At 59.8% G+C, this 23,813-nt stretch carries 23 protein-coding genes; 14 read left to right on the forward strand and 9 right to left on the reverse strand.

Annotated features, from left to right (window positions below):
• Nucleotides 1-6: 6 nt before the first annotated feature.
• From GOW04_RS19985 to rarD, 6 genes are all read left to right on the forward strand, one after another.
• On the forward strand, nucleotides 7-483 hold the full coding sequence (locus GOW04_RS19985; RefSeq protein WP_171233771.1) for a cupin domain-containing protein: 477 nt from the start codon (nucleotides 7-9) through the stop codon (nucleotides 481-483).
• 12 nt (nucleotides 484-495) lie between these two features.
• Nucleotides 496-1,548, forward strand: a complete 1,053-nt coding sequence (locus tag GOW04_RS19990) for an alcohol dehydrogenase family protein (protein WP_171233772.1) — start codon at nucleotides 496-498, stop codon at nucleotides 1,546-1,548.
• Nucleotides 1,549-1,559: 11 nt separating this feature from the next.
• Nucleotides 1,560-2,453 (forward strand): homocysteine S-methyltransferase family protein, encoded by an 894-nt coding sequence (locus tag GOW04_RS19995; RefSeq protein ID WP_171233773.1) that lies wholly within the window; start codon nucleotides 1,560-1,562, stop codon nucleotides 2,451-2,453.
• Nucleotides 2,454-2,456: 3 nt separating this feature from the next.
• A complete protein-coding gene (locus GOW04_RS20000) occupies nucleotides 2,457-3,434 on the forward strand; it encodes a GlxA family transcriptional regulator (protein WP_171233774.1) in 978 nt (325 codons plus the stop codon).
• A gap of 89 nt (nucleotides 3,435-3,523) precedes the next feature.
• The gene (locus GOW04_RS20005; protein ID WP_171233775.1) at nucleotides 3,524-5,977 is read left to right on the forward strand and encodes an FAD-dependent oxidoreductase; all 2,454 of its coding nucleotides are present in this window, start codon (nucleotides 3,524-3,526) and stop codon (nucleotides 5,975-5,977) included.
• 262 nt (nucleotides 5,978-6,239) lie between these two features.
• A complete protein-coding gene (rarD, locus tag GOW04_RS20010) occupies nucleotides 6,240-7,145 on the forward strand; it encodes an EamA family transporter RarD (protein ID WP_171119891.1) in 906 nt (301 codons plus the stop codon).
• Here the strand turns inward: rarD and GOW04_RS20015 are convergent.
• Nucleotides 7,136-7,846, reverse strand: a complete 711-nt coding sequence (locus GOW04_RS20015; RefSeq protein WP_171233776.1) for an SGNH/GDSL hydrolase family protein — start codon at nucleotides 7,844-7,846, stop codon at nucleotides 7,136-7,138. The two genes, rarD and GOW04_RS20015, sit on opposite strands and share 10 nt — an antisense overlap.
• 2 nt (nucleotides 7,847-7,848) lie before the next feature.
• Nucleotides 7,849-8,259 (reverse strand): nuclear transport factor 2 family protein, encoded by a 411-nt coding sequence (locus GOW04_RS20020; protein WP_171233777.1) that lies wholly within the window; start codon nucleotides 8,257-8,259, stop codon nucleotides 7,849-7,851.
• Between the two features lie 96 nt (nucleotides 8,260-8,355).
• Between GOW04_RS20020 and GOW04_RS20025 the strand changes: the two genes are divergently transcribed.
• Nucleotides 8,356-9,003: an RluA family pseudouridine synthase gene (locus GOW04_RS20025; RefSeq protein ID WP_171233778.1), complete on the forward strand. Its 648-nt coding sequence runs from the start codon at nucleotides 8,356-8,358 to the stop codon at nucleotides 9,001-9,003.
• Between the two features lie 2 nt (nucleotides 9,004-9,005).
• On the opposite strand, the gene GOW04_RS20030 is transcribed toward GOW04_RS20025, so the two are convergent.
• On the reverse strand, nucleotides 9,006-9,197 hold the full coding sequence (locus tag GOW04_RS20030) for a hypothetical protein (protein WP_171233779.1): 192 nt from the start codon (nucleotides 9,195-9,197) through the stop codon (nucleotides 9,006-9,008).
• A 106-nt stretch (nucleotides 9,198-9,303) separates the two neighbouring features.
• Here GOW04_RS20030 and GOW04_RS20035 point away from each other — a divergent pair, with 106 nt between their 5' ends.
• The 4 genes from GOW04_RS20035 (at nucleotide 9,304) to GOW04_RS20050 (ending at nucleotide 12,276) form a co-directional block, all read left to right on the forward strand.
• Nucleotides 9,304-9,996, forward strand: a complete 693-nt coding sequence (locus tag GOW04_RS20035) for a YafY family protein (RefSeq protein WP_171233780.1) — start codon at nucleotides 9,304-9,306, stop codon at nucleotides 9,994-9,996.
• A 126-nt stretch (nucleotides 9,997-10,122) separates the two neighbouring features.
• Entirely contained in the window at nucleotides 10,123-10,794 is a 672-nt protein-coding gene (locus GOW04_RS20040) for an OmpA family protein (protein WP_152459228.1), read from the forward strand.
• 132 nt (nucleotides 10,795-10,926) lie between these two features.
• Nucleotides 10,927-11,469 carry an NADPH-dependent FMN reductase gene (locus GOW04_RS20045; RefSeq protein WP_171233781.1) on the forward strand — a complete coding sequence of 181 codons (543 nt, stop codon included), beginning with the start codon at nucleotides 10,927-10,929 and terminating at the stop codon, nucleotides 11,467-11,469.
• A 15-nt stretch (nucleotides 11,470-11,484) separates the two neighbouring features.
• Complete coding sequence (locus GOW04_RS20050) at nucleotides 11,485-12,276, forward strand: acyl dehydratase (protein ID WP_171233782.1); 792 nt, start codon at nucleotides 11,485-11,487, stop codon at nucleotides 12,274-12,276.
• Here the strand turns inward: GOW04_RS20050 and GOW04_RS20055 are convergent.
• A complete protein-coding gene (locus GOW04_RS20055) occupies nucleotides 12,268-13,302 on the reverse strand; it encodes an FAD-binding oxidoreductase (protein WP_171233783.1) in 1,035 nt (344 codons plus the stop codon). The genes GOW04_RS20050 and GOW04_RS20055 overlap by 9 nt on opposite strands.
• A gap of 55 nt (nucleotides 13,303-13,357) precedes the next feature.
• Between GOW04_RS20055 and mnmD the strand changes: the two genes are divergently transcribed.
• Both mnmD and GOW04_RS20065 read left to right on the forward strand, forming a co-directional pair.
• The gene (gene mnmD, locus GOW04_RS20060) at nucleotides 13,358-14,023 is read left to right on the forward strand and encodes a tRNA (5-methylaminomethyl-2-thiouridine)(34)-methyltransferase MnmD (RefSeq protein ID WP_171233784.1); all 666 of its coding nucleotides are present in this window, start codon (nucleotides 13,358-13,360) and stop codon (nucleotides 14,021-14,023) included.
• Nucleotides 14,020-14,889 (forward strand): DMT family transporter, encoded by an 870-nt coding sequence (locus GOW04_RS20065; RefSeq protein ID WP_171233785.1) that lies wholly within the window; start codon nucleotides 14,020-14,022, stop codon nucleotides 14,887-14,889. Before mnmD ends, GOW04_RS20065 begins: the two co-directional genes overlap by 4 nt.
• On the opposite strand, the gene GOW04_RS20070 is transcribed toward GOW04_RS20065, so the two are convergent.
• Entirely contained in the window at nucleotides 14,863-16,836 is a 1,974-nt protein-coding gene (locus GOW04_RS20070; protein ID WP_171233786.1) for a lytic transglycosylase domain-containing protein, read from the reverse strand. The two genes, GOW04_RS20065 and GOW04_RS20070, sit on opposite strands and share 27 nt — an antisense overlap.
• Before the next feature lie 134 nt (nucleotides 16,837-16,970).
• Between GOW04_RS20070 and dapA the strand changes: the two genes are divergently transcribed.
• A complete protein-coding gene (gene dapA / locus GOW04_RS20075) occupies nucleotides 16,971-17,843 on the forward strand; it encodes a 4-hydroxy-tetrahydrodipicolinate synthase (RefSeq protein ID WP_171233787.1) in 873 nt (290 codons plus the stop codon).
• 135 nt (nucleotides 17,844-17,978) lie between these two features.
• Here dapA and GOW04_RS20080 read toward each other — a convergent pair whose 3' ends face one another.
• From GOW04_RS20080 to pta, 4 genes are all read right to left on the reverse strand, one after another.
• Entirely contained in the window at nucleotides 17,979-18,851 is an 873-nt protein-coding gene (locus GOW04_RS20080; RefSeq protein WP_152459220.1) for a DmsC/YnfH family molybdoenzyme membrane anchor subunit, read from the reverse strand.
• A complete protein-coding gene (locus tag GOW04_RS20085; RefSeq protein WP_152459219.1) occupies nucleotides 18,851-19,600 on the reverse strand; it encodes a 4Fe-4S dicluster domain-containing protein in 750 nt (249 codons plus the stop codon). The genes GOW04_RS20080 and GOW04_RS20085 overlap by 1 nt, the downstream gene beginning before the upstream one ends.
• Before the next feature lie 109 nt (nucleotides 19,601-19,709).
• Nucleotides 19,710-22,529, reverse strand: coding sequence for a molybdopterin oxidoreductase family protein (locus tag GOW04_RS20090; protein WP_171233788.1), 2,820 nt, complete (start codon nucleotides 22,527-22,529; stop codon nucleotides 19,710-19,712).
• Nucleotides 22,530-22,619: 90 nt separating this feature from the next.
• Nucleotides 22,620-23,627, reverse strand: coding sequence for a phosphate acetyltransferase (gene pta, locus GOW04_RS20095; protein ID WP_170345636.1), 1,008 nt, complete (start codon nucleotides 23,625-23,627; stop codon nucleotides 22,620-22,622).
• Nucleotides 23,628-23,813: the final 186 nt, after the last annotated feature.

The following is a 23,813-nucleotide window of genomic DNA, read 5'->3' on the forward strand; positions in this document are numbered from 1 at the left end:
GCCCCCATGCGCCCGCGATATTCCAAGATGGGACCTGGTGAAGGTCCCAACTATGACTGGGAAAACGACCATACCTTCGTGAAGGTTTCCGGTCAGGACACGGGCGGAGCCTACACACTGATGGAAGACAACTTGAAGGCCAGCTTCGCGCTTGGCCTTCATCGCCACGACAGCCATGCCGAGACGTTCTATTTCCTGGAGGGCGCCGTGGACTTCTATGTCGACGGAGACTGGCACCTGTGCACGCCGGGCACCACCATGCATGTTCCGGCGGGTGTGCCGCATGCCTGCCGGGTTGCCGACAACAAACCGGCACGGATGCTCATGATCTTTCAACCATCCGGGTTTGATGGTTTCCTTGCGGAACTGGCAACCATGACCCCGGCGGATTTCGAGGACGAGGCCAAGATGGCCGACCTGAATACCCGATATGACATCGTGCCGATGGGACCGGTTCCGCCCCATCCCGACGACCAGACCTGAGAAGCCAGCGAAATGAATGCTCCAAAGACGATGTCCGGTGTCTATCTGACGGGTCACGGTGGCCCCGAAGTTCTGGAATGGCGAGATGATATCCCGGTTCCTGAACCCGGGGCAGGGCAAGTTCTGGTTCGGGTCGCCGCCGCAGGCGTGAACAACACGGATATCAACACACGGGTCGGTTGGTATTCCTCGGACGTCACCGGCGCGACGGATGCCGTTGATCAGAAGGTCGAAGCGGGCGGTTGGGGCGGTGCATTGCACTTTCCCCGCATTCAGGGCGGAGATCTTTGCGGCATCGTGGAACAGGTTGGGCCGGGTGTTGCCTTCAAACCCGGGCAGCGCGTGACCTGTCCGATAAACCTGCCGCGCCCGCGCCCGGGAAACCCGCAGGGCTTCATTGCACTGGGTTCCGAAATCGACGGGGCTTTTGCGCAGTACTGCCTGGTTGAAGCCGATGATCTCTATGACGTCAGCGCCTCGCCCCTTTCGGATGTGGAAATCGCCGCCATTCCTTGCGCCTTCGGGACGGCGGAAAACCTGCTGACCCGCGCAGGCGTGACTGCCGGGCACAAGGTGCTGATCACCGGCGCCTCGGGTGGCGTCGGGCTGGCGGCGGTGCAACTGGCCGACCTGCGCGGGGCGTCGGTTTGGGCTGTAACAGCGGGCACGAAAGCCGAGATCGTGAAATCCCAGGGGGCCGAGAATACGTTTGACCGGAACGACCCGCTTCCGCAGGATATGTTCGATGTGGTGATCGACGTTGTGGGTGGCCCGGCCTGGCCATCGCTGATCCTTTCCCTGAAATCCGGCGGGCACTATGCCGTTTCGGGGGCAATAGCAGGCCCGATTGTCGAAGCTGATCTGCGGGACATATATCTGCGCGACATCACCATACATGGGTGCACGCACCAGGCGCCCGAAGTCTTTGACCGTCTTGTTGAACTGGTGAATACCGGACGGATCAAGCCACTGGTTTCCCGGACCTATCCGTTGAAGGATATTGGTATTGCACAGGCTGATTTTCAGTCAAAGACTCTTCCGGGAAAACTGGTATTGGTGCCCTGAGGAGTAATGACATGGAGGATATCACTCTTTTGGACGGCTCTATCGGGCAGGAACTGGTAAAACGCAGTGGCGACCGGGCGACACCGCTGTGGTCGACGCGCGTGATGATCGATCACCCCGATTTGGTCGCGGAAGTGCACCGCGATTATTTCAGCCGGGGTGCGACGGTTGCGACAACCAATACTTATGCCGTGCATCGCTCTCGTCTGGTGCGGGTGGGGATGGAGGATCATATGCCTACCCTGATCGACACCGCCCTGACACAGGCCGTACGTGCCCGAACGGAAACCGGGGGGCGGATCGCGGGTGCACTGGGGCCATTGCTCGCTTCATATCGCCCCGACCTTAACCCGGACCCGGCGGATGCGGCTGAAAAGTTCGCCGAACTTGTGGCCATGATGGCCGCGCGGGTCGATCTGTTTTTGATCGAGACCGTCTCGTCGGTACAGGAAGCCGAGGGCGCATTGCGTGGCACGGCAGGATGCGGAAAACCGGTTTGGCTGTCCCTGTCGGTCAATGATGACGATGGCAGCCTTCTCAGGTCCGGCGAACCGTTGGCGGACATTGCTCCGTTGGTGAAGGAGTTTTCGCCCAATGCCGTTTTGATCAATTGTTCGTGCCCCGAGGCGATCCCGGCGGCGCTGGAAGTTCTGTCCGGCATGGGTCGGCCCTATGGGGCCTACGCCAATGGCTTCACGCATATTTCGGATGATTTCCTTCGGGACGCGCCGACCGTGGATGCGCTGCAAAAACGGCATGACCTTGGCCCCGGGGCTTATGCGGATCAGGTGATGCGGTGGATCGATCAGGGGGCAACGATTGTTGGCGGATGCTGCGAAATCGGGCCGGATCATATCGAAGAACTGGCGAACCGGTTGCGGGCCGCCGGTCATAACATCGTTTGAAAAATGGCGGCAAAATCTACTTCGGACGCTCCAAAACTGGCCATCCGGCATTTCGACATCCTTGTCGCGCCGGGTTTCGTGCTGTTGGAGCTGGCGTCGTTGGTTGAGGTCTTGAGGCTGGCCAACCGCGTATGCCCAAGCCCTCCGTTCACCTTCACCTATCGCTCGCTCAAAGGTGGCCCGATTGCCAGCAGCAGTGACGCCGTGGTTCAAACAGAAGCGGTGCCGTCACAGCCAAGGGCGGATTACCTGTTCGTAATCGGCAATTCAGACCCGGACCATCCGGATTTGTCGTTGGGGCGGGTGGTGTCGGACTATACCTTCCGGGACGCCAAGGTGTTCCTGCTGGCCGAAGCCGCCAGCCGCTATATCGACGAGCAGGGAACGGCCGACCTGGCAACCCATTGGGAAAACGCATCGTTCCTGCGGGAACGCGGCGCCCGGTTCGAAGCCAAACTGTCGATTGCAACCGAACAGGGCGCGGTTGTGACATGTGCCGGGATGGAGGCCACGACGGATATCGCCTTGGCGGTGATCGGGCGCCATATCTCGGGGCCTGCGAAGATGACCGTGGCCGACATCATGCTGCATGAGAACATCCGCGATTTCGCTTCGATGCAGCCATTTTCGGGCGCCAAGTTGACGGCGACAGGCGATTCGAAGCTGGATCAGTGCATAAAGCTTATGCAGGCCAATATCGAAGACCCTCTGCCGATCAATCAGATCGTCGAATCGCTGCACCTGTCGAACCGGTCCCTCGAGCGTAAGTTCAAAACCTTTTTTGGAACCACTCCCAACGGATTCTACCGGGAAATGCGACTGGCCAAGGCAAATAACCTGTTGCTGAACACCACGATGAGCGTACGCGAAATTGGTTTGGCCTGTGGTTTTCCGAACGGGTTTTCGTCTGTTTACAAAAGCTTCTTCGGGGTCACGCCCTTTGTCGTACGTCGGCAAAAGCGAGCGGCATCACATCGGTGAAAACTGCGGATTTCGTGACGCTTTTGGTGCATTTGTTGTCGATCTTCCGTGGCAACCTATGCCAAACCTGACACAGTGGAGATTTCAGGATGGTTGATCTTCCCAGCAAGGCCCGAGTGGTCATCATCGGCGGTGGCGTCATCGGATGCTCGGTCGCTTATCATTTGACCAAGAAGGGTTGGAAAGACGTCGTGTTGCTTGAACGAAAGCAGCTGACAAGTGGCACCACCTGGCATGCAGCGGGTCTGATCGCACAGCTGCGCGCCACCGCAAACATGACCAAGCTGGCGAAGTACAGTCAGGAGCTGTATGGCTCACTCGAAGAGGAAACCGGTGTCGCCACGGGCTTCAAGCGCTGCGGGTCGATCACCGTGGCGCTGACCGAGGAACGCAAAGAGGAAATCTATCGTCAGGCTGCGATGGCGCGGGCGTTTGGCGTCGAGGTCGAAGAAATCTCGAATGAGCGCGTGCAGGAGCTTTATCCGCATATCAATCTCGAGGGCGTCAAGGGTGCAGTTTATCTGCCGCTGGACGGGCAGGGTGATCCGGCCAACATCGCGCTGGCTCTGGCCAAGGGCGCCCGCCAGCGCGGCGCCATCGTCAAGGAACGGGTAAAGGTTACCGATATCGTCAAACAGGGCCGCAGCGTGACCGGCGTGGACTGGGTGGCCGATGACGGCAGCGCCTCGGGCCATATCGAGTGTAACATGGTGGTCAACTGCGCCGGCATGTGGGGGCACGAAGTTGGCCGAATGGTGGGCGTCAACGTCCCGCTGCACGCCTGCGAACATTTCTACATCGTGACCGAGAACATCGACGGCCTGACGCAGCTGCCGGTGCTGCGGGTGCCGGATGAATGCGCCTACTACAAGGAGGACGCCGGGAAAATCCTGCTGGGCGCCTTCGAGCCCAACGCCAAGCCCTGGGCGATGGAGGGCATCCCAGACAGTTTCGAGTTCGATCAGCTGCCCGAGGATTTCGACCATTTCGAACCGATCCTCGAAGCCGCCTGCAACCGCATGCCGATGCTGGCCGAGGCGGGCATCCACACCTTCTTCAACGGCCCCGAAAGCTTCACACCCGACGACGCCTATCACCTTGGGCTCGCGCCCGAGATGGACAATGTCTGGGTCGCCGCCGGCTTCAACTCGATCGGGATCCAGTCTGCGGGCGGCGCGGGCATGGCGCTTGCCGAATGGATGGATTCGGGTGAAAAACCCTTTGACCTGGGCGACGTGGACATCAGCCGGATGCAGCCCTTCCAGGGCAACAAGCATTATCTTTTCGAACGGTCCAAGGAGACGCTGGGCCTGCTCTATGCCGACCACTACCCCTATCGGCAAAAGGCCACGGCGCGCGGCGTGCGCCGGACGCCATTCCACCACCACCTGAATGAACACGGTGCCGTGTTCGGTGAACTGTCCGGGTGGGAGCGCGCCAACTGGTTCGCCAACGAAGGGCAGGAACGCGAATACAACTACAGTTGGAAGCGCCAGAACTGGTTCGAGAACTCGGCCGCCGAACACCGCGCTGTGCGCGAAAACGTGGGCATGTATGACATGTCCTCCTTCGGCAAGATCCGGGTCGAGGGCCCCGATGCCGAGAAGTTCATGAACTATGTCGGTGGCGGTGACTACGCGGTGCCCAATGGCAAGATCGTCTACACGCAGTTTCTGAACCGTTCCGGCGGGATCGAGGCGGATGTCACCGTCACCCGCCTTTCCGAGACCGCCTATCTGGTGGTCACCCCGGCAGCGACGCGGCTGGCGGATCAGACCTGGATGATGCGCCATGCGGGCAATTTCAACGTGGTCATCACCGACGTCACGGCGGGTGAAGGCGTTCTGGCGGTGATGGGTCCGAATGCGCGGGCCTTGCTGGAGAAAGTCTCGCCCAACGACTTCTCGAACGCGGCAAACCCCTTCGGCACCGCGCAGGAAATCGAGATCGGCATGGGCCTCGCCCGCGCCCACCGCGTCACCTATGTGGGTGAGCTGGGCTGGGAGATCTACGTCTCATCCGACATGGCGGGCCACGTCTTTGAAACGCTGCACGAGGCGGGGCAGGACATGGGGCTGAAGCTGTGCGGCATGCACATGATGGACAGCTGCCGGATCGAAAAGGGCTTCCGCCATTTCGGCCATGACATCACCTGCGAAGATCACGTGGTGGACGCCGGGCTGGGCTTTGCCGTCAAGGTGGACAAGGGCTGCGACTTCATCGGCCGCGAGGCGGTGATTGCGCGCAAGGAAAGCGGCCCGAAATCGCGCCTTGTGCAATTCCGCCTGACCGATCCCGAGCCGCTGCTGTTCCACAATGAACCGATCGTCCGCGATGGCGAGTATGTAGGCTATCTCAGCTCGGGCAACTATGGCCACACGCTGGGCGGAGCCATCGGTCTGGGTTACGTGCCCTGCGAAGGTGAAAAGGCCGCCGACGTTCTGGCCTCGACCTACGAAATCGACGTGTGTGGCACGAAAGTTCGGGCCGAGGCGTCGCTCAAGCCGATGTATGACCCGAAATCCGAACGGGTGAAGGTTTGACCACGGGGTTTGGTGGGGGCGCTGCCCCCGCCGCCTTCGGCGACTCCCCCGGGATGTTTTCGGCCACATGAAGAGCGGGTCCCTTGTTCATCTGGCCACAAATATCCCGGAGCGCGAGGCAGAGCCTCGCATTTCAGACCTCACCTAAAAAGCGTGGTCTGACAACTCATCAAACATTGTTATGTGACACTTCACTGTTTTCAGAGTTTCCAACCCGTTCATTTCTGCCTTAAACCGAACCGGTATCAACCGGAGACCCGATGTGGCAGACACGCTTCTACCTTCACAGAACACGGACACACCAAAGGGGCTTGCGCTGGCAGTCACGGCCTATGTCCTGTGGGGGTTCTTGCCTCTGTACATGAAAGCGCTGGATCATATGGGCGCGGTCGAGGTTGTGGCGCACCGTGTTATCTGGTCAGTGCCTGTGGCCGGGTTGTTGCTGGTTGTCCTGGGCCGAACCCGGGATCTGAAGGCCGCGCTTGGCAATCCGAAGATGTTGGGTATGGCCGCTTTGACAGCAGCGCTTATATCCGTGAACTGGGCGATTTACGTATGGGCCATTTCCACGGGCAACGCACTGGATGCGGCGTTGGGTTATTACATCAACCCCCTATTCAGTATCGCGCTGGGGGCAATCCTTTTGAGAGAACCCCTGACACGGACACAATTGTTCGCGGTCGGATTGGCCGCGCTGGGTGTGGTGGTACTTGTGGTGGAAGCCGGTCGTTTGCCTTGGGCGGCTCTTGGGTTGATGATCAGCTGGGGCTTCTACGCGTTCTTCAAGCGCTCGCTGCCGATTGGGCCGAACCAGGGTTTCCTGCTTGAGGTCCTGATCCTTTTGATTCCGGCACTGGTCTATGTCACCTTTCTGGGTGTGCGGGGCACTGGTCATTTCGGTGTCGCGATGTCGGACACCTTGTTGTTATCCTGTGCAGGGGTCGTGACGGCGGTGCCATTGCTGGTCTATGCAAACGGCGCCAAACTGGTGCGCCTGTCCACGATGGGCATCCTGCAATACATCGCACCGACCATGATCTTCATTACAGCGATAACCCTGTTCGGCGAGAAGATAGACACGGGCCGGATGATCGCATTCCCACTGATCTGGGCGGCTCTGGTCGTTTACTCGATCCCTATGATCCGGCAGGCGCGCGGTCAGGCCTGAAGCAACAGGCGCGCGGCTGCATCCGCCCAAAGCGCATACGCCCGGGGGCTGGGATGATAGCCATCCGGTGCAGCCAATGCCGGGTCGTCCGGCAGGTCGAGTGGCAGGTGTTGAACATGCGGAAATGCAGCCGCAACCTCTTGCAACCCTTGATCCAGGCGCGCAGCCTGGCATCCAAGCACCCAGGCCAGCGGCTGAGGCAGGGCCGGAAACCTGTTCATCTGCGGGACTGCGGTTACGACGATGCGACGAGTCCCCAGGTTTTCTGAAAGCAAGCGGATAAGGCGGGTCTGGCGGCGCGCAAATTGCTGGCGTGTCACAGCCCGGGTGACATCATTGACGCCGAGTGCCGTAACGACAGCATCGAATTCGCCTTCCATTTGCGAAAGACGGTCGATCGTGTCCTGGGTGGTGTGCCCGGTTGTCGCTTCCAGCCGCCATTCGACCGCATAGTGCCCGGCCAGACGGTTGACCAGATGGCCGGATAACGCCTGATCCTGCGTGCCTGCGCCCACTCCGGCTGCCGAACTGTCACCGGTGATCAGAAGCCGCAGACGCGGCCCGCGCCCTGTGCGGCCTTCGCGCGGGCCAGTCGGTTCCGGCAGCAACTGCGCGTTCCTGTGTACCGATAGGCCCTGCGCGGCAAGCACCGGAAGCAACGGAACCCGCAAAATCTGATCGGCAGCCAGTGAACGAGGCATTGTCAGTTCAGCGCGTTTTTGAATTCCAGAAAACGAGCGTCTGTCATGACCCGCGCCATCATGGCATCGCGCAAGGCACCTACCGTTTTGTAAGGGCGCATGACGACCTCGAAAACCTGGATCAACCCGTCGTCGTTCAACGTAACAAGATCCACGCCGATACCATCCAGATCACCGACTTTGCATTGAAACTCCAATGCCCAGTCTTTCCCGGCGCCCATGACGCGCCGATAACGAAAATCTGAAAACACCTGCCCGACATGCCCCAGAACGGCAGCGACCGGTGCGCGCCCTGTCCAGGTGCTGTAGTATGTGGGCGGCAGGAACTGCACATCTTCGGCCAGAAGCTGATGGATCAGGGCCTCATCGCCCTTTGCGACAACCTCTTGCATGCGTTCAATTGTCGGGTGCATGGCATCTCCTCCGCTTTTGAAGAGAAGGTCACCGAACATGGGCGGGCATGCAAGGACGACGTTGCGGGAGGTCACGAGCTGCGATAGGCACCCTGCATGAACGAAACCTATGAACCCCCTCAAACCCCGCTGGATGTGTTGCATGAAGATGCACAGCTGATCGTGGTGAACAAACCTTCGGGCCTGCTTTCGGTTCCGGGGCGGGGCGCGCATCTGTCAGATTGTCTGTTGACCCGGGTGCAGGATGCATTTCCACAAGCACTGCTGGTGCACCGGCTGGACCGGGACACGTCCGGTGTCATGGTCTTTGCCCAAACGCCGCACGCGCAGCGCAACCTGAGCATGCAATTCGAGCAGCGTCAGACCCGCAAAACCTATGTCGCCCGTGTCTGGGGGCAGCTGGAACCTAAGACCGGCACCGTGGACTTGCCTCTGATCGTGGACTGGCCCAACCGGCCCAGACAGATGGTTTGCCATGCGACGGGCAAACCTGCCGTGACGGACTGGCGTGTCGTCAAGACCGAAGGCAATACAACGCGTGTGCGTCTGTTTCCCAAAACGGGCCGGTCTCATCAACTTCGCGTTCATATGCAGGCGCTGGGCCACCCGATCCTGGGCGATCCATTCTATGCGACAGGCGACGCGCTGGACTTCCCCAGATTGATGCTGCATTCAGAAGAACTGCGTCTGAAACACCCGGAAGGTGGGGTTTCGATGAAGTTTCGGGCCCGGCCCGAGTTCTGATCTCAGGCCGTGCTGGTCCAGAGCATCTTCAGATTCCCCAGCGAAAAACGTTTTGATCGTTTCTTTGATACGGGCTGCTTGCAATGCCGGGCCATGGTGATTTCGCGCTCGATCTCGAAGGCGCGCAGGGTATGGTCCTGAGACCATTGCCCCAGCCTGAGTGTCATCATGACATGGGTGTCGAGGTAAGGCATTTTTCGTGCTCCTTCTTTCGATGCCATTCCAATCTGGTCCATCATTCCTGACACCCTCTTGTCAGTGGGGTGTGCTAGGATGTCAGCATGTTGACAGGAGGATGTAATGCGGCGTTCGACCCGATTGTTTGAAATCATCCAGATCCTGCGGGCTGCGGGCGCTCCGGTCACGGCAGAGGCGCTGGCCGCAAGGTTGGAGGTGTCCGTGCGCACGGTTTATCGGGATATTGCCGAGTTGCAGGCGCAACGGACGCCCATCGAAGGTGAAGCCGGTATCGGGTACGTGATGCGGCGCGGCTATGATCTGCCGCCGCTCAATTTCGATGCAGAAGAAGTTGAGGCCTTGTGGGTTGGCCTGTCTCTTCTTGCGCGTACCGGCGACAGTCACCTGCAAAGGGCCGCCAGCCGGATATGCCAGAAGATCGACGCATTGCATTGCCCAGCGGATTGGTTGCAGGTTGCCCCATGGGGTGCCCCGGCGGATGATCCAAACAAGGGTTGCGTTTCGATCGCGCATTACCGCGAAGCCATCAGGGCAGAGCGGAAAATCCTTATCACCTATGAAGATAGCGCAGGCGAACGCACGGTTCGGGTCGTGCGCCCTTTGGCGCTGATCTATCACATCGAATGCACGATGCTGGCAGGCTGGTGCGAATTGCGCAACGGGTTTCGCCATTTCCGCACCGACCGTATCTGGTCAAGTGAATGCACCGAAGATAGCTTTTCAGGACAAAGCGGGTCATTGCGCGAGCTCTGGCAGGAGCAACAGAACGCAGAAACGTTCGTAGAAGCGGTTTGAATACGTGTTTGGCGGGTATTCGCCGACTTCACCGCATTGTTGCTTGAGCCGCCAAGCCTGCACAGTGATATACTGAGGAAAACGAAGCACGCCCGAATAACGGGTGCTGGAGCAGAAGGTGATATCATGACGATTTCCAAGTTTTTCGTGGCCACAGGTTTGTGTTCAGCCCTTGTGTTGGCGGCCTGTACCGACCCGGGCACGCTGACAGTACAAGACGACCCGAACCAGAACGCCAAACAGGGCGCCGTTCTGGGTGGGCTGGTCGGCGCTGGAATCGGGGCGATTGCCAATAATTCGAACCCCGGTTTGGGCGCGCTGGCCGGTGCTGCAATCGGTGCTGCTGGGGGCGGCGTGATCGGCAATCAACTGGACAAGCAGGCTGCGGAGCTGCGTCAACAACTGGCAAATGACGGAATTACAATCGTCAACGCAGGCGATCGCCTGATTGTGACGGTCCCGAATGACATCACCTTTGACACCGACAGTTCGACCGTGCGCCCGGCGTTGCGGTCTGACCTGGTGAAAGTGGGCCAGAACCTGGTCAACTACCCGAATTCGAACGTGCAGATCATTGGGCACACTGACAGCGACGGCGACGCAACCTACAATCAAGGCCTGTCAGAGCGTCGCGCGAATGCCGTGGCCGATATCCTTCAGGCCAACGGTGTCAGCTACAACCGCATTCGCACGATCGGGCAGGGCGAAAACAACCCTGTCGCGTCCAACCTGACGCCGGAAGGAAAATCGCAAAACCGGCGTGTCGAGATTGTCGTGGTGCCCAGCGGAAACGCGTAACCACTGCGCGGCGTGAACAGCGGGGCCGCCCGATGGGCGGCTCGGTTTGCGCAATGACTGTGCGTCAAATGGGGTTTGGATCGGGGTGATCTCGGTCTAACTTGCGGGAAACACAGAAACGGAGCTTTCCCGATGTCCCAACCGACCCTTCTTGGCCTGTCCGGTTCCCTGCGCCAGAACGCGACCAACCGTAAGCTTCTACGCGAGGCGGCACGGTTGTTCGATCCGGCAAGCTTTGTCGAAGCGGAATTGAACCTGCCCCTCTACGATGGTGATCTGGAAGACGGAGAAGGGATTCCCGAGGCGGTTCATACGCTGGCCAATCAGATCGCACAGGCCGATGCGGTGATCATTTCGACACCTGAGTACAACAAGGGTCCATCAGGCGTTCTGAAGAACGCGCTGGACTGGGTCAGCCGAACGCAAGGCAATCCATGGGCCGACAAACCGGTTGCGGTAATGTCGGCGGCCGCTGGTCGTGCAGGCGGGGAACGGGCGCAGATGATCCTGCGGGCCTGTATGGTTCCATTTCAGCCGCGCATCCTTCAGGGGCCCGAAATCCATCTGGCGAACAGTTCGAACGAATTCGACGATCAGGGAAAGCTGCGTTCGGACCGGTACGAAAAGTCTTTGCATGACTTGATGCAGAAACTCCGGGCCGAGGCCGGTTTCTGATCGCGGGTCAGGCAAATGACGCAAGAGCGACAGACCGATCTCTTGGATCCGGCCCGCGCGGCCGCATTTCAGGTGGCGCTGGGCGGTGTGGCAACGATCGCCAGTGGTTCGGAATTGCCGCCCTTCTTCCATCAGCTTTATTTCTGGACCCCGCAACCGGCCGCCAAATTGGGTCGGGATGGGCATCCCAAGGTTGGGGGCCTGATCCCGGATATAGGATTGCCGCGCAGAATGTGGGCCGGCGGGCGGTTGACCTTTCACGTTCCTCTGATCGCAGGGATCACCGCCGAAAAGAAATCGGTTCTTGAAAGTCAAAGCGCCAAGGTGGGGCGGTCCGGCCCGTTGGGCTTTGTCACTTTGCGGCACGAGATCTGGCAGAACGGTCAGTTGCGCGTGACAGAGTGGCAGGATCTTGTTTATCGCGAAGATCCTGCGCCGGATGCTGAAATGCCCCAACCGCCCACAGCGCGCACCGATGAGACCGATTGCCGCGAAGTCGGGTTCGATTCAACGTTGTTGTTTCGATACTCGGCCCTGACCTTCAATGGCCACCGTATTCACTATGATCTGGACTATGCGCGCGATGTTGAAGGATATGGCGGGCTGGTCGTGCACGGGCCGCTTCTGGCGCAGCTTCTGATGCTTTTCGCGGTTGACCTGATCGGTCCGCTCGCCTCGTTTTCGTTCCGCGCGACTTCGCCATTGATGCATTTCGAAACTGCCCAGTTGTGCCGGAGGGGTGAAAACGTGTGGGTGCGCGGCCCTGGCGGGCGGCAATGCATGCAAGCCGTCGTGCAGTCACAATGAGGCTTCGGGCCGGAACTCATCAGGGATCGTATCCCGATCTTCAAGCATAAGATCGGCCATGACCTCGGCGATTTTGGGGGCCATGCCGAAACCGATTTTGAACCCGCCATTGGCGATGAACTGCCCCTGATGCAGGGGATGGGCGCCCAACATCGGCGCACGGCTTTTGCTGCGCGGGCGCACACCGGCCCAGCGTTCGATCACCTCGGCCCCGTGCAACAGGGGCAGGACGCGCGTGGCGCGGTCTATCACGTCGTCCAGAGCTTCGTCTGTGCTGGTCGGGTCCTCATAATTCCGTTCCGAGGTCGATCCGATCGCAAGTGTTCCGTCAGCATGCGGGACAATGTGAATCGCGTCGGCGAATAGTTGCGGCACTTCCCCCGCGCCGAAGCGCAACAGGGCGGCCTGCCCTTTGACACCATTTCCGACGATCTTGCCGTAGGCGTCGTTCAGTTCTTGCAATCCTGCAAGGCCCGTGGCGTGGATGACCTGCCCCTTGTCCTCGGCATCACTGACAATGTGGACGCCCATGACCTCAAGGGCTGCGACCAGCGCGGCACAGGCCCGCCGGGGGTGCATTCGTGCCGTCAGCGTATCGCGAATGACAAAGCCTGTGGGGCTGGGTGGGCACCATGAACCCGCTTGGGCCGTGGTGATGACACGCCATTCCGCCCGGCCTTGCCAAAGCTCATCTGCGGTGCCTTCGCGCTGGCGGGCCAGTTCCAGACCACGCGCGTCCGGGATCGGCTGCAGGCGGCCCAGCTGGCCATAGCCTGGGGAAACCCCGCCAGTGTCTTCGATCTGTCGCCAGAATGGCTCAGCCATGATCAGACTGTCGAACTGAAATGCTTTCTTGGCGTTCCAGTTTTCCGGCACATGCGGGGCCAATGCGCCGACCAGACCTCCGCTGGACCCGGCGCCGGGACCGGACGGATCGACAACCTGCACTTTCGCACCGCGGCGCGCACAAATCCAGGCGATGGACAGGCCGAAAATTCCTGCGCCGCGAACCGTCACATCGACCATTGCCAATTCCCTTTTCCTTGTTCAGTGTCGCGCCGCTTAGCTACAGGATTCCCCAATGGCAGACCAGCGCGCCGAATTGACGTGGACCGAAGATCAGATACCGGTCTCGGACCGCTTCGACGACCCATATTACTCGTTGCAGAACGGGCTGGAAGAGACGCGCCATGTGTTTCTGGCGGGAAATGATTTGCCTGCGCGGTTTGCACCGGGGTTTCACATTGCCGAGTTGGGTTTTGGCACCGGCCTGAACCTGCTGACCGCCTGGTCGGAATGGGAGGCATCCGGTCAGAAAGGGCCATTGCGCTTTACCAGTTTCGAAGCCTTTCCCATGGCGCCGGAAGACATGCAGCGCGCGCTTGGGGCCTTTCCTGAATTGCATCCGTGGAGCAGTCGGTTTCTGGCGCATTGGACAGGACGCACATGTGTGTTGGATTCGCTTCGGTTTGAGGTGGTGATCGGCGATGCACGCAAGGCATTGCCGAACTGGGACGGAATGGCAGATGCCTGGTTTCTCGACGGGTTTTCACCAGCCAAGAACCCCGAATTGTGGGGCGCGGACCTGTTGCAGGACGTGGCAAACCACACTGTCACGGGCGGTACCGCGGCCACGTATACGGCCGCGGGTTTCGTGCGCCGGGGACTTGAGAGTGCAGGTTTCAACGTAACCCGCACACCTGGCTATGGTCGCAAGCGGCACATGACACGGGCACACAAAGCATGACCCAGAAGAACAATGTCGGTGCGGGCATCGCTTTGATGGTGGGCGCGACAATTGTCTTTGCGTTGCAGGACGGTATCTCGCGCCATCTGGCCGGAACCTACAACACCTACATGGTGGTCATGATCCGCTATTGGTTCTTTGCGGCTTTTGTTATCGCTCTGGCCGCGCGGGCCCCCGGTGGGCTGAAGGCGGCCACAAAGACAAATCAGTTGGGTTTGCAGATCCTGCGGGGCTTGTTGCTGGCGGCCGAGATCTGCATCGCGGTCTTTGGCTTTACGGTCCTTGGCCTGATCGACAGTATGGCGGTTTTCATCTGTTATCCTCTGCTTGTCGCCGCGCTGAGCGGGCCGGTGCTGGGCGAAAAGGTCGGATGGCGGCGATGGGCTGCGATCGGTGTCGGCTGCATCGGCGTTCTGATCATCCTGCAACCGGGCGCCGGGGTCTTCAACCCGTGGGCTGTCATACCTTTGATTTCTGCATTGCTGTTTGCGATCTATGGTCTTTTGACGCGATATGTCGCCCGTCAGGACAGCGCGGCGACCAGCTTTTTCTGGACCGGTGTCGCCGGTGCCGTGGCGATGACCTTGATTGGCATGTGGTTCTGGGAGCCGATGGCGCGCGGCGACTGGCTCTGGATGGCGCTGCTTTGCGTCAGTGGGGTATTCGGGCACTGGTTGCTGATCAAGTGCTACGAAGTGGCAGAAGCCAGTGCGGTTCAACCCTTTGCATATTTCCACCTGGTTTGGAGCGCGATCCTGGGTATTTCGATCTTTGGCGAAACGTTGCGCCCCGAAGTCGTGGCGGGCGCAACCATCGTCGTAGCCGCAGGTTTGTTCACCTTATGGCGCGAACGCCGCCAGAGATGATCCGATCAGCTCCTGCGAGAACGGAATCGGAAGGGCGGGTTGCCCCAGGCGGGCACGGTAGACCGGCAGGCTTTCGGTCACGCGCATCACGTAGTTCCGCGTTTCGCTGAACGGGATCGTCTCGATCCAGTCGACGATATCGACCTCGCCTGTGCGTGGATCACCATAGCGTTCCATCCACGAGATCGGGCGCCTTGGCCCCGCATTGTACCCCGCCGCCATCATCACAACGTTGCCGTTGAAATCGGCCGCCAGACCAGAAAGATAGTTGGCCCCAAGCTTTGCGTTGTATTGCCAGTCCGTGGTCAAACGTCCCGTCTGATGGCCGCTGAGAATGCCCAGCTCGCCCGCAACCAACTTGGCCGTGGCGGGCATTACCTGCATCAGGCCGCGCGCGCCCGCACCGCTTACGACAACCGGGTCGAACTCGCTTTCGCGGCGCGCGATGGCCAATGTCATTTCCTTGGCCATCGGCAATCGCATATCTGCCACCGGATGGACCGGGTAATAGGCTGCGGGCAGAACGGTGCCCGTGGTTGCCGCCCGTTTGGCGATCATCACGGCCAGATGCGGCTGTTTCAGTTCGATAACCAGGTCGCCCAATTGATTGGCCTGCACTGGATCAAGGCTTTCGACCAGATGGGTCAGGAACCGCTCGGACAGGTTTGCTTCTTCGGCTTTCAACAACAGCAATCCGGCCTCCAAAACGCTGGAATCGGCAAACTCCGCCTGCCGCCAATGCGGCGCGCGACGCGGATTGGCCAGTTCCGCATCAAACGGTCGTCCGATCCGTTCTGCGGCCAACAGACCGTAGAATGAGGTCTGGTAATCGGCCCCCATTGCATAGGCGTCATACGCCTTGTCCGCGTCACCCAATGCCGCGTAAGCGCGCCCAAGCCAATAGCCACCACGGCCTTTCGAGATCGGAGATTTCACGGCGTCCGAAAAGTTCTGGAAGTGGCGAACGGCGGTGGCAGGATCGTTTAGTTTGCGAAGCGCCAGAAAACCGGCCAGCCATTCAAGATCGGCATAGCCGTAACCCATTTCGGGGGTCATGTGATGATTGGCGGCCACGTCATATGCGCGCGCTGCACGGCCCGATCGCATCTCAAGCCGTGCAAGACGGCGCCGTCCCTCCGCCCATTTGTCAGGCTCACCCAGGGCGTCAGGCCCGGTAGAGCGTACCAGCATCAGATCGACGGCGCTGTCATCCAGTTCTTTCTTGTCGCGCCAGACAAAACGATCGAAGGCCAGCCCGGGCGCATCCGCCAGAGACTTGGGAACTGCTGCCACCTTGGTGTCCACACCGGGTTGGCGTTTCTGCAATGCTATGCGCGCTTCGGCCAGTTTGCGTTCGTCCGAACCGACCAAAGGCAACATCTGCGCGGCGCTTACAAGATGACCGTCCCACAGCATTCTGTCCAAGCGCGCCGCGTGATGCGGCTTCAGAAGTTTGGCAAAGTTCTCCAGATAGCTTTTTTGCAGACCCGAACCCATTGGCATGGTGCGCCAAGCGGTCACAATGTCGGCCTCCGCTTCTCCGATACGTCCCTTGGCTTTCAGGGCGACGGCAAAGTTCAACGCGCCCTCTGCCGTCTGAGGCGGCATGCCGGCATAGAATTTCAGAACCCTGTCTGGATCGGCACCGGTGAAAACAGGCTCGCTCTTGCGGCGCAGCCATGCCAGCCCGGGCCAGTCCGGGCGACGTTCGAGAAACACCAACACGTCGCCAGAGCTGCCGAAGCCCTCGCGCAGCCAGTGCCAGACAATGATATCGCGCGATACGGAACCTCGCTGGCCGGATACGCGCAACGCTGCGTTCCAGTCGCCTTTGCGCATTTCGTTAAGTCCAGCGCGCAAATCAGCAGCAGCATCTGCCCGTGCTGAATGCGTCGCAGTCACCGAATACAGAATCACAGCAGTCAACAGTGCCAGAAAGCGTGTCATCCCTTGCATTTCCCAACCAACCGAGGATAGAGCCTGTGAGGATAAACCGTGCGTCGCTGGGATCAACTCACAAAGCTGGAAACGTGAGGAACCGCGGCGTAAAAACTGCAAAATGCACCTTGAAGGAGCGTGTCATGTTCAAAGGCTCGATGCCAGCCCTCGTCACCCCGTTCAACAACGGCGAGTTGGACCTGAAGACGCTCAAACATCTGGTGGACTGGCAGATATCCGAAGGCTCGACCGGGCTGGTGCCTGTGGGAACAACCGGTGAAAGCCCGACGCTCAGCCACGAAGAGCATGAAACGGTGATCGAAGAGGTCGTCAAAACCGCTGCGGGCCGCGTTCCGGTCATTGCCGGTGCCGGGTCGAACAACACGGTCGAAGCTGTCCGCTTCGTTCAGTTCGCGGAAAAAGTCGGAGCGGATGCGGCACTGGTCGTCACGCCGTATTACAACAAACCAACTCAGCGTGGCCTGATCGCGCATTTCGAGGCGCTGCATGCGGCCGCGGATATCCCGATCATCATCTACAACATTCCGGGCCGCTCAGTCATTGACATGACACCTGCCACGATGGGTGAACTGGCCAAGCTTCCTCGCATCGTCGGGGTCAAGGATGCAACGGGCGATCTGGCCCGTGTCAGCCAGCAGCGTGCAAATTGCGGCGCGGATTTCTGCCAATTGTCCGGCGAAGACGCCACGGCCCTTGGGTTTAACGCCCATGGTGGTGTTGGCTGCATCTCGGTCACCGCAAACGTGGCCCCCAAGCTCTGCGCCGAATTCCAGCAGGCCACGCTGGCCGGAGATTACGCAAAAGCGTTGGAGTATCAGGACAAGCTGATGCCGCTGCATGAGGCGATCTTCATCGAGCCGGGCCTTGTCGGTGCCAAATATGCACTGAGCAAACTGGGCCTTTGCAGTACCGAAGTGCGTTCACCCCTGACCGAGCTGGAAGACAGCACCAAGGATGCAATCGAGGCCGCAATGGCCCATGCCGGCCTGATCTGACTGGTATTTCAGAATACGACGAAGGGCGGCCTCAAACCTTGAGCGTCGCCCTTTCTTTTTGATGTATCCAGACTTCATCTGGCCAAAAAATATCCCGGGGGAGTCGCGGCTTGCCGCGGCGGGGGCAGAGCCCCCTCAGCGTTTGCCGTAATACAGCCCCACGACATGTTCGGCCTGCGCAAAGAACAGCCAGCGCGACGTTGCAACACCTGCCAGATGCGAGGCCACGGCCAGCAGGGCGAAGACGTGATTGAACGGCAGCAGCAACAGCAGAACCGGCAGCACGAATGCCAGAACGAACGAGATCAGCCGCAGTTTTTCGGCGTGTTTGCGCCCGACCACGTGAACGAATTCTCGCAGCAGATAATTGGTGCCGGTATGGGGCGGCTCAAAGGCGCGGACGGATCCGCGTGCGCCAAGCCCGGTGGCTGTTCCCAGATCCGTTCCCGATAACGCAAACGCCTGATCCCCCTTGCGCCAGTACAGTATCTGCACCAGCGCCGCGATCAGCAGCAGCGGCAGAGCTGCGCTTGTCTGACCTGCCAGCAATGCACCACCGGCCAGGCTGAAGCTGAGAAACATGGCAGGTGTCAGGTTCATGTTCCAGCGTGGGATGGTCTTGAGCTGCGTGTAGATCATCGAGGTCGTGAACACTGTGGCCAGCGACAACCCTGCGCCGATCCAGCCCAGAAAACCCCAGCGTTGGTCCAGAAACACCACGCCAATCGCATAGAGCCCCATGATGACCAGCGCGAGGACGGCACACCAACCTTCACGGCTGAGCCAGCTGGTTTTCCATTGAGTGAACGCCTTCAAGGCCCGTTCGGGATGGCCCAGGTGGAAGGTCGAAGCCAAAAGCCCGCCGACGGCCAGACCATAGGCAATGGCGAAGAACACAAAAGCCACCCAACCCGAGACAGCCGGAAACCCCAGGCCAAGAAAGAACAGCAGTCCAAATCCCAGACCGGACAGGGTGGTGAACAGAATGACGGAGGGTGCGGGATGCATCAGAGTTTCTCCAACGTCTTGTCGAGCCAGCCGAGGAACCCTTTGGGCTCGTCAGCGATGGGGGTCAGCAGGGGGGCCAGTATGTCGATCTGGTCTTCCACGGTGTCCTTGGGGCGCGGGGGCAGGTATTTGTTGACGGGTTTGGTGCCCATTTCCGGCATCAGGTCCATGCCACCCCGTTCTGCAACCAGCTGGCTGACATCGCTGTCGGGATCGCCCAGATCACCAAAGTGCCTTGCGCCCGCAGGGCAGGTGCGAACACAGGAGGGGATACGGTCGACCTCGGGGAGGTTTTCATTGTAGATGCGGTCCACGCAAAGTGTGCATTTCTTCATCACGCCCTCGGCCACATCCAGTTCCCGCGCACCGTAGGGGCAGGACCAGGCGCACAGGCCGCATCCGATGCAATCGCTTTCATTGACCAGGACGATGCCATCCTCGACCCGTTTGTAGCTGGCGCCGGTGGGGCAGACGGTGACGCAGGGCGCGTCTTCGCAATGCAGGCAGGATTTCGGGAAGTGAATCAGCTGGGCATGCCCGTCGGCAGGTTGCACTTCGTAGGAATGCACACGGTTGAGAAAGGTGCCCGAAGGGTTTGCACCATAGGCGTCCTGATCCGAAAGAGGGGCACCGTAATTTTCCGTGTTCCAGCCTTTGCAGGAAATAACGCAGGCGTGGCAGCCGACACAGGTGTCCAGGTCGATGACCAGGCCCATCTTGCGGTCAGTGGAGTTTGGTAGCTGGGTCATTTCAGGGAACCTCCGCTGTTGAGGGCAGGTGAGGGGGCCAGCCCCCTCTTGAGCCTGCGGCTCAATTCACCCCCGGGGTATTTTTGGCCAGATGAAGTGCGGATCCGGGTCATTTGCCCACCTTCCAGGCCAGGTTCTCAGGGCCGGTTCCGACAGGCGATTTGATCGGGTTGAAATTCGGCTGGCTTTGCGCATCGGCAGGTGCGTCGGCTTTTTCGATTTTGACCTTCAGGTCGAACCATGCCGCCTGACCTGTGATCGGGTCCGAATTGGCCCAGCGCATTCCATCTACTTTGGACGGCAGCAATTCGTGAATCAGGTGGTTGAGCAGGAAACCTTTGGTCGCCTCTGGCGCGTCGTCCTGCAAAGCCCAGGCACCTTTGCGTTTGCCGATGGCGTTCCACGTCCAGACCGTGTTGTCGTTCAGCGCGGCCATCTCCATCACAGGAACGGTGATCTCACCGTGTGGGGAGCTGACTTTTGCCCAGTCTCCGTCTTGCAGGTTGTGTTCTCGCATCAGTTTGGTCGGGACATAAAGCGGGTTGTGCCCGTGCAACTGGCGCAGCCACGCGTTCTGTGTACCCCAACTGTGATACATGGCCATTGGGCGTTGGGTCAGGGCGTTGACCGTGAAGCCTTCATTGCCCTGCTGGTCGGTTTCGTACCAGATCGGCAGCGGATCCATGGTGTCCTTGATGCGCTGGCGCAGGTGCTCGGGCGGCTGGCGGTCACCGTGACCTTCAGCAGCCAGCTGGAACCGGCGCATCGGTTCGGAATAGAGCTGGAACAGATAGGGCTGAGGGCTGTCATAGATGCCCATCCCGACGGCCCAGTCCTGATAGGCGGTGTTCCACGGTTTGTAGTAATCCGCGCCTTCCGGGATATGCGCCACATAAAATCCGCCGTTTTCGATATACCGATTCAGCTGATCCGGATTGACCTCGCCGCGGCCTTCCTTGTCGCCGTCTGGACCCCGGAAACCGGCCAGCGGGCCGATGCCAGGGCGTCGTTCGTGGTTTACGATGTAATCCGCGTAGTCTTTCCACTTTGGGCTGCCGTCTTCATTCGTGAAACCCGGCAGGCTCATACGGTTGGCCAACTCGATCAGAACCGACTGGAAACCACGTACGTCACGGTCGGGTTCGACCACTGGCCAGCGAATGGCGTCTGCTGCGGCGTCGGCCTCGCAGATCGGGCGATCCAGCAGGGAGATACAGTCGTGCCGCTCGAGATAGGTGGTGTCGGGCAGGATCAGGTCGGCATACGCCACCATTTCCGAAGAATAGGCGTCGGAGTAAATGATGCGCGGGATGACGTAATTGCCGTCATCGGTCTTGGCCGTCAGCATCTCCATCACACCTTTGGTGTTCATGGAGGAGTTCCACGACATATTCGCCATGTACATGAACAGGGTGTCGATCTTGTAGGGATCACCAGCCGCAGCGTTCGAAATCACCATGTGCATCAACCCGTGCACGGACATCGGGTTTTCCCAGGTGAATGCCTTGTCAATGCGTTGCGGCGTGCCGCAGTCGTCCAGCAGCAGGTCTTCGGGACCACGTGGAAAGCCCAGATGCGGGCCGTTCAGCGGACGTCCCGGACGCCTGTCGCCATGAGGCGTCGGGTGTGCTTCGACTGGTTTGGGATAGGGTGGCTTGAAGCGGAAACCGCCCGGCACCTCGACTGTTCCCAGCATGATCTGCAGCACATGCAGTGCGCGGCAGGTCTGGAATCCGTTGGCATGGGCTGATACGCCCCGCATGGAATGGAAGCTTACGGGACGACCAATCATCTTCGAGTGCTTTTCACCCCGAAAATCAACCCATTCCTGATTCAGTTCGATTGCTTCGTCAAAAGCGACCCTGGCGATTTCGGCGGCAATGGCCCGGATACGTTTGGCCGGGATGCCGCAGCGATCGGCCACCGCCTCGGGCGCGTGTTCGTCGCTGAGGTATTTTTCAGCCATCAGGTGGAAAACGGGGCGGTGCGTCACACCGTCCTTGTCATAGGTCGCCGACAGGTCCGGGCGCACGCCGGGCTTGTCGAATGCGGTTGGCTCGCCCGTCTTGCGATCAATAACCAGCGGCTTGCCGTCCTCGTCGCGCAGGAACAGGCCCTTTTCCGCACCCTCGCTTGCGTTTACCAGAACCGGGGCATTGGTATAGCGGCTCAGGTAATCCAGATCGATCTTGCCGGCTTTCATCAGAACGTGGATCATCGACAAAATGAACAGCCCGTCTGTTCCGGGTGTGATGCCGACCCAGTCATCGGCAACTGCGTTATAGCCCGACCGGATCGGATTCACTCCGATCACCCGTGCGCCGCGCGCCTTGATCTTGCCGATCCCCATTTTTATCGGGTTGCTGTCATGATCCTCGGCGACGCCGAACAGCATGAACAGTTTGGTGTGATCCCAGTCGGGTTGTCCAAACTCCCAAAACGCGCCGCCCATCGTGTAAATGCCACCGGCCGCCATATTGACCGAGCAGAAGCCTCCGTGGGCTGCGTAGTTCGGAGTGCCGAAATTCTGGGCCCAGAAACTGGTGAAACTCTGGCTCTGGTCGCGGCCAGTGAAAAAGGCCAGTTTCTGCGGTGCGGTTTCATGCAGTTCGTTCAGCCAGCCCACGGCAGTGCTGAGCGCCTCGTCCCACTCAATCTCGCGAAATTCACCCGAGCCACGTGGGCCGACACGCTTCAGCGGTTTGCGCAGGCGAGAGGGGGCGTTGACCTGCATGATCCCGGCAGAGCCTTTGGCGCAGAGCACACCCTTGTTTACCGGGTGGTCCCGGTTTCCTTCGATATAGGCGACCTTGCCGTCTTTCATGTGAACGTTGATGCCGCAGCGGCAGGCGCACATATAACAGGTGGTTTTGCGGACCTCGTCCGAAACTTTCGGAGACGTTTCAAGGATCGGCTGCTGATGGGTCATTGGCGGGTCCTGTCGGTTGTGTCGGGAGGACTTTGTCACTTTCCTTCCGATTTGAGAACATCGTTCTGGAAACGACGTGAGTTCGGAGTTTTATTCCCTGATAGCTTGCAGTGCCGTCACGGCGATCATCTGGGTCACATCTTCGGCGCTGCATCCGCGGGAAAGATCATTGGCGGGTCGGGCCAGCCCCTGCAAAACCGGGCCGATCGCGGTGTAACCCCCCAGTCGTTGCGTGATCTTGTAGCCGATGTTGCCCGCGTCGAGATTGGGAAAGATCATCACGTTGGCCTGACCAGCGACCGAAGATCCGGGCGATTTGCGATCCCCGACCGAGGGCACGAAGGCCGCGTCGAACTGAAGCTCGCCGTCGACCTCGAGATTTGGGGACATTCGGCGCAGTGTTTCTGTGGCCTCGATCACCTTGTCGACATCGGGATGCTTTGCGCTGCCCTTGGTCGAGAAGCTGAGCATGGCGATCTTGGGGTCAACCCGCAGTAGTGCCCGCGCCGATCTGGCCGAGGCGACGGCAATTTTGCTCAACTCGTCAGCGCTGGGATCAATGACCAGACCGCAGTCCGAATAGAGCATTGCCCGCGCTCCGGGCTGAGCGTTTTCCGGCGGGTACATCAGGAAAAAAGACGATACCATTCCGGCATCAGGGGCCATGCCGATCACCTGAATGGCCGCGCGTACAATGTCTCCGGTCGTGTGAACGGCACCACCTACGGTTCCAGTGGCCCGCCCGCTGCGTACCAGCATGGCGGCATAGACAGGCGGTGTTTCAACGGTGGCACGGGCCTTGGTTGCATCGACGCCCTTGTGTTGGCGCAGTTCAAAATAGGTTTGGGCAAATTCCTCGGTCAGGTCCGAGGTTGCCGGGTCGTGAACCATGACGCCGTCAGAGCGAGTGGCATTCTGGTTTTTGAGGGCGGCTTCGACTTCGGCTTGTGGACCGACCAGAATGACATCGGCCAGCCCGGCCTGTTGGGCGGCCAGCGCCCCCGCGACAACGCGGGGATCACTGCCTTCGCATAACGAAATCACAGGGCGCGAGGCCGGGGCGCACTGACGCAACAGCTCAATGGGTGTCATTGTCATACGCTCTGGCCTCGTCCTTTGATCAAGCTTCCTGAGCTTTCATGTCTTCGGCCGAGATTCCGGCGACGGCGACGGGTTTTTTCATGGCGTCGCGGCGGAAGGGTTCGCCGAGCTCCTGGTTGATCAGGGCTTCGATCAGCGTGGTGATGCCGTTCTTCTGATCCTCGATCGCCTGGTTCAGCGCCG

This window comes from Ruegeria sp. HKCCA4812, from assembly GCF_013034245.1.
Taxonomy (GTDB): domain Bacteria; phylum Pseudomonadota; class Alphaproteobacteria; order Rhodobacterales; family Rhodobacteraceae; genus Ruegeria.

Coding starts and splice junctions, on each gene's coding strand:
- GOW04_RS19985 (WP_171233771.1), top strand. CDS start 7: ATGCGCCCGCGATATTCCAAGATGGGACCTGGTGAAGGTCCCAACTAT.
- GOW04_RS19990 (WP_171233772.1), top strand. CDS start 496: ATGAATGCTCCAAAGACGATGTCCGGTGTCTATCTGACGGGTCACGGT.
- GOW04_RS19995 (WP_171233773.1), top strand. CDS start 1,560: ATGGAGGATATCACTCTTTTGGACGGCTCTATCGGGCAGGAACTGGTA.
- GOW04_RS20000 (WP_171233774.1), top strand. CDS start 2,457: ATGGCGGCAAAATCTACTTCGGACGCTCCAAAACTGGCCATCCGGCAT.
- GOW04_RS20005 (WP_171233775.1), top strand. CDS start 3,524: ATGGTTGATCTTCCCAGCAAGGCCCGAGTGGTCATCATCGGCGGTGGC.
- GOW04_RS20015 (WP_171233776.1), bottom strand. CDS start 7,846: ATGCCTCGTTCACTGGCTGCCGATCAGATTTTGCGGGTTCCGTTGCTT.
- GOW04_RS20020 (WP_171233777.1), bottom strand. CDS start 8,259: ATGCACCCGACAATTGAACGCATGCAAGAGGTTGTCGCAAAGGGCGAT.
- GOW04_RS20025 (WP_171233778.1), top strand. CDS start 8,356: ATGAACGAAACCTATGAACCCCCTCAAACCCCGCTGGATGTGTTGCAT.
- GOW04_RS20030 (WP_171233779.1), bottom strand. CDS start 9,197: ATGCCTTACCTCGACACCCATGTCATGATGACACTCAGGCTGGGGCAA.
- GOW04_RS20035 (WP_171233780.1), top strand. CDS start 9,304: ATGCGGCGTTCGACCCGATTGTTTGAAATCATCCAGATCCTGCGGGCT.
- GOW04_RS20040 (WP_152459228.1), top strand. CDS start 10,123: ATGACGATTTCCAAGTTTTTCGTGGCCACAGGTTTGTGTTCAGCCCTT.
- GOW04_RS20045 (WP_171233781.1), top strand. CDS start 10,927: ATGTCCCAACCGACCCTTCTTGGCCTGTCCGGTTCCCTGCGCCAGAAC.
- GOW04_RS20050 (WP_171233782.1), top strand. CDS start 11,485: ATGACGCAAGAGCGACAGACCGATCTCTTGGATCCGGCCCGCGCGGCC.
- GOW04_RS20055 (WP_171233783.1), bottom strand. CDS start 13,302: ATGGTCGATGTGACGGTTCGCGGCGCAGGAATTTTCGGCCTGTCCATC.
- mnmD (WP_171233784.1), top strand. CDS start 13,358: ATGGCAGACCAGCGCGCCGAATTGACGTGGACCGAAGATCAGATACCG.
- GOW04_RS20065 (WP_171233785.1), top strand. CDS start 14,020: ATGACCCAGAAGAACAATGTCGGTGCGGGCATCGCTTTGATGGTGGGC.
- GOW04_RS20070 (WP_171233786.1), bottom strand. CDS start 16,836: ATGACACGCTTTCTGGCACTGTTGACTGCTGTGATTCTGTATTCGGTG.
- dapA (WP_171233787.1), top strand. CDS start 16,971: ATGTTCAAAGGCTCGATGCCAGCCCTCGTCACCCCGTTCAACAACGGC.
- GOW04_RS20080 (WP_152459220.1), bottom strand. CDS start 18,851: ATGCATCCCGCACCCTCCGTCATTCTGTTCACCACCCTGTCCGGTCTG.
- GOW04_RS20085 (WP_152459219.1), bottom strand. CDS start 19,600: ATGACCCAGCTACCAAACTCCACTGACCGCAAGATGGGCCTGGTCATC.
- GOW04_RS20090 (WP_171233788.1), bottom strand. CDS start 22,529: ATGACCCATCAGCAGCCGATCCTTGAAACGTCTCCGAAAGTTTCGGAC.
- pta (WP_170345636.1), bottom strand. CDS start 23,627: ATGACAATGACACCCATTGAGCTGTTGCGTCAGTGCGCCCCGGCCTCG.